This window comes from Acidimicrobiales bacterium (assembly GCA_036399815.1).
In the GTDB taxonomy this organism is placed as follows: Bacteria; Actinomycetota; Acidimicrobiia; order Acidimicrobiales; family DASWMK01; genus DASWMK01.
The window spans coordinates 1-3,280 of sequence record DASWMK010000147.1 but is presented as its reverse complement, the minus strand read 5'-3'; the positions used below and the strand labels follow the sequence as shown (position 1 = coordinate 3,280).

Genomic DNA, 3,280 nt, shown 5'->3' with positions numbered 1-3,280 from the left:
GGTCGGCGCTGCCCGGCGCCGTCCAGCGCCTGGCCGGGCCGGTCGGGGCGCTGCTCGGGGCGGTGGGGGGCGCCCTGTTCGCCGGCGTGCTCTCCGCCGCCCTGTTCGGCACCGACGACGCCGCCGCCAACGTCGCGCCGGTCGCCGTCTACGTGGTGTTCTGGGTCGGCCTGCTCATCGCCACCGCCGTCGTCGGCAACGTGTGGGCGGTGGCCAGCCCGTTCGTCGCGCTCGCCCGCCTGCTGCCCGACCGCCGCCGGGTGGCGTGGGACCCGGGCCACCGGACGGCCGCCGCCCTCCTCGCCTCGTTCGCCTGGCTGGAGCTGTGCTGGCACGACCCCGCCGACCCGCGGGCGGTGGCCGCCTGGCTGGTGGCCTACACGGCCGCGGTGGTGGCCGGCGTGCTGGCCTTCGGCCGGGCCTGGGCCGGCACCGGCGAGGGCTTCGCCGGGCTGTTCGGGCTGCTCGGCCACCTGGCCCCGCTGCACCGGGGCGACGACGGCCGGCTCCGCCTGCGCCCGCCCCTCGCCGGCCTGGCCGCGCTCCGCCCGCTGCCGGGGACGACGGCGCTCGTGCTCGTCGCCCTCGGGTCGACCACCTTCGACGGCGTCCAGCGGACGGCCTGGTGGGCGGACCGGACGAGGGGCCGCCGGGCGTGGTCGCTGACGGCGGTGAACACGCTCGGCATGGCCGCCGTGATCGCCGCGGTGGCCGCCGCCTGGTGGCTGGCGACCGTCGTCGCCTCGAGGGTGGCGGGGCGGCCGGCGGGCGAGGTCGGCCGGGATTTCGTGCCCTCGCTCGTCCCGATCGTGCTCGCCTACGCCGTCGCCCACTACTTCTCGCTGCTGTGGTTCGAGAGCCGCAACGCGCTGGCCCTCGCCTCCGACCCGTACGGGCGGGGGTGGGACCTGTTCGGCACGGTCGGCACCGGCCCCGACTACCGCTCGCTGTCGACGGGCACGATCGCCGCCGTGCAGGTCGTCGCCATCGTCGCCGGGCACGTGGCCGGCGTGGTGGCCGCCCACGACCGGGCCGTCGAGCGGTTCCCCGCCCGGCTGGCGGTGCGGACGCAGTGGCCGCTGCTGGCCGTCATGGTCGCCTACACGGTGGGGGGCCTCGCCCTCCTCCTCGGGGGGTGAGCCTCGTGGTCCTCGCCCACCAGGGCGGCTGGGACGAGATGCTGCTGGTGGCGGGGCCGATCCTCGTGTTCGCCGCGCTGCTGGTCGTCGCCAACCGGCGGGCCCGGCGCCTCGAGGCCGAGCAGGAGGAGGCCGAGCCGGAGTGAGGGTGCTCGTGATCGGCGGCACGGTGTTCCTCGGCCGCCACGTCGTCGACCTCGCCCTCGAGCGGGGCGACGACGTGACCATCTTCCACCGGGGCCGGCACCCGTCGCACCGGCCGGGCGACGTCGAGGAGGTGCTCGGCGACCGGGACGTGCCCGGCGACCTCGGCGCCCTGGCCGGCCGGTCGTGGGACGCCGTCGTCGACACCAGCGCCTACCGGCCCCGCCAGGTCACGACGGCCGTCGAGGCGGTCGGCGCGGGCGCCGGCCACTGGTCGTTCGTGTCGAGCATCTCGGTCTACGCCGAAGGGGTGGCCGCCCCGGTCGACGAGACGTCGGCCGTCCGCCCCCCGCCGGCCGACGGCGACGCCGCGCCCCTGCCGGAGGCCTACGGGGAGCTCAAGCTGGCCTGCGAGCTGGCCCTCGCCGGCCTGCTCCCCCGCCGCGGCCTGTCGGTCCGGGCCGGGCTGATCGTCGGCCCCGAGGACCCGTCCGACCGGTTCACCTGGTGGGTGCGGCTCCTCGACGAGGGCGGCGAGGTGCTGGCCCCGGCGGTGCCCGACCAGCCCGTGCAGGTGGTCGACGTGCGGGACCTGGCCGCCTTCCTGCTCGACGCGGCCGCGGCCGGGGCGGCCGGCGTGGTCAACGGGGTCGGGCCGGCCGAGGCGACCCTGGCCGACCTGCTGGCCGGGGCCGACGTGACGTGGGTGGACGAGGCCTGGCTGCTCGACCAGGGAGTCGAGCCGTGGACCGACGTGCCGCTGTGGGTGCCGTCGGACGACCCGGAGGCCGGCCTGCTCCACTGCGACGACACGAGGGCGAGGGCGCTCGGCCTGCGGGCCAGGCCCCTCGCCGCCACGGTGGCCGACACGGCCGCCTGGGACCGCGGCCGGGACCGGTCGGCCCCGCTGCGGGCCGGGCTCCCCCCGGAGCGGGTGGCCGAGCTCCTCGCCGCCTGGCGGGCGCGGGCCTAGGAGGGGGACTTCCGGCGGGAGGGGCGGACGGCGGCCTCGTCGGCGGCCCGCCGGCGGCCGGCCGCGCGGCGGCCGAGCCGGAGCACCGTCGAGCGGCCGGGGCGGGCGGCGGCCTAGGGGAAGAGCAGGCGGCCGGCGCCGTCGGCGCCGGGGCGGACGCCGTGGCCGCACGGGCGGGCGTCGGGCTCGGCGCTGCCGGCCAGGGCCGACTCGTCCGTCCCGCCGCCGCCGGCCAGCACGGTGGCCCACACGATCTTGCCGCCGGCCGCCGGGTGGGCGCCCCAGCGGTAGGCCAGCCGGCTGACGAGCCAGAGGCCCCGGCCGGACACGGCGTCGGGCGCGGGCCGGGCCGGCGTGGGCAGCCGGCGGTCGACGTCGGCCACCTCGACCCGGACCGACTCACCGTGCACGGTGACCCGGAGCCGGAACGGGGTCCGGGCGTGGCGGACGGCGTTGTCGGCCAGCTCGGTGACGACCAGGCGGACGCGCTCGACCGCAGGCTGGGGGACGCGGCGGTCCAGCAACCAGCGTTGCACCGTCCGCCGGGCGGCGGGGACGCTGGCCGCGTGGCCATCCAGGTCGAGCACCACCTCGCCGTCGATGGCCGTTCCCTGCCCCGTCCCGGACGGTTCCACACCCCCCGCCACCCAGCGCCACCACGGCGGCGCCAGATACGCGCAGCTTGTGGTGGGCCGTCACGAGGCGTCCACGGCCACGGCGACGAGCAGGTCGTCGATGGCCTGCTGGGCGGCGGCGGCGCCGTCGCCGTTCACGACGACCGAGAACGTGGCCAGCCGGCCGCCGGCCGTCGTCACCTCGCCGGTGAGCGCCACGCCGCCGATGATCGTCCCCGTCTTCGCCCGCAGGTTGCCCTCGGCCGCCGTGCCGACGAACCGCTCGGCCAGGGTGCCGGTGCGGCCGGCGACGGCCAGCGCGCCCCGGAAGGCCGGCCACCACGGCCGGCCGCGCGCCGCGCCGACGACGGCGACGAGGTCGGCGGCCGACCGCGCGTCGGACCGGCTGA

Annotated in this window: 5 protein-coding genes; 3 read left to right on the top strand and 2 right to left on the bottom strand. The window is 78.9% G+C overall.

The features are described from left to right. The 3 genes from VGB14_10490 to VGB14_10480 form a co-directional block, all read left to right on the top strand. On the top strand, nt 1–1,139 hold a 1,139-nt coding region (locus VGB14_10490; protein ID HEX9993345.1), incomplete at its 5' end, for a hypothetical protein. Continuing rightward, nucleotides 1,136–1,285, top strand: coding sequence for a hypothetical protein (locus tag VGB14_10485; protein ID HEX9993344.1), 150 nt, complete (start codon nt 1,136–1,138; stop codon nt 1,283–1,285). The genes VGB14_10490 and VGB14_10485, both read left to right, overlap by 4 nt. Continuing rightward, nucleotides 1,282–2,256 (top strand): NAD-dependent epimerase/dehydratase family protein, encoded by a 975-nt coding sequence (locus VGB14_10480; protein HEX9993343.1) that lies wholly within the window; start codon nt 1,282–1,284, stop codon nt 2,254–2,256. Before VGB14_10485 ends, VGB14_10480 begins: the two co-directional genes overlap by 4 nt. Before the next feature lie 113 nt (nt 2,257–2,369). Here VGB14_10480 and VGB14_10475 read toward each other — a convergent pair whose 3' ends face one another. Continuing rightward, a complete protein-coding gene (locus VGB14_10475; protein ID HEX9993342.1) occupies nt 2,370–2,843 on the bottom strand; it encodes an ATP-binding protein in 474 nt (157 codons plus the stop codon). A 108-nt stretch (nt 2,844–2,951) separates the two neighbouring features. Beyond that, nucleotides 2,952–3,280: D-alanyl-D-alanine carboxypeptidase (locus VGB14_10470; GenBank protein ID HEX9993341.1), on the bottom strand; the 329-nt coding region annotated here is incomplete at its 5' end.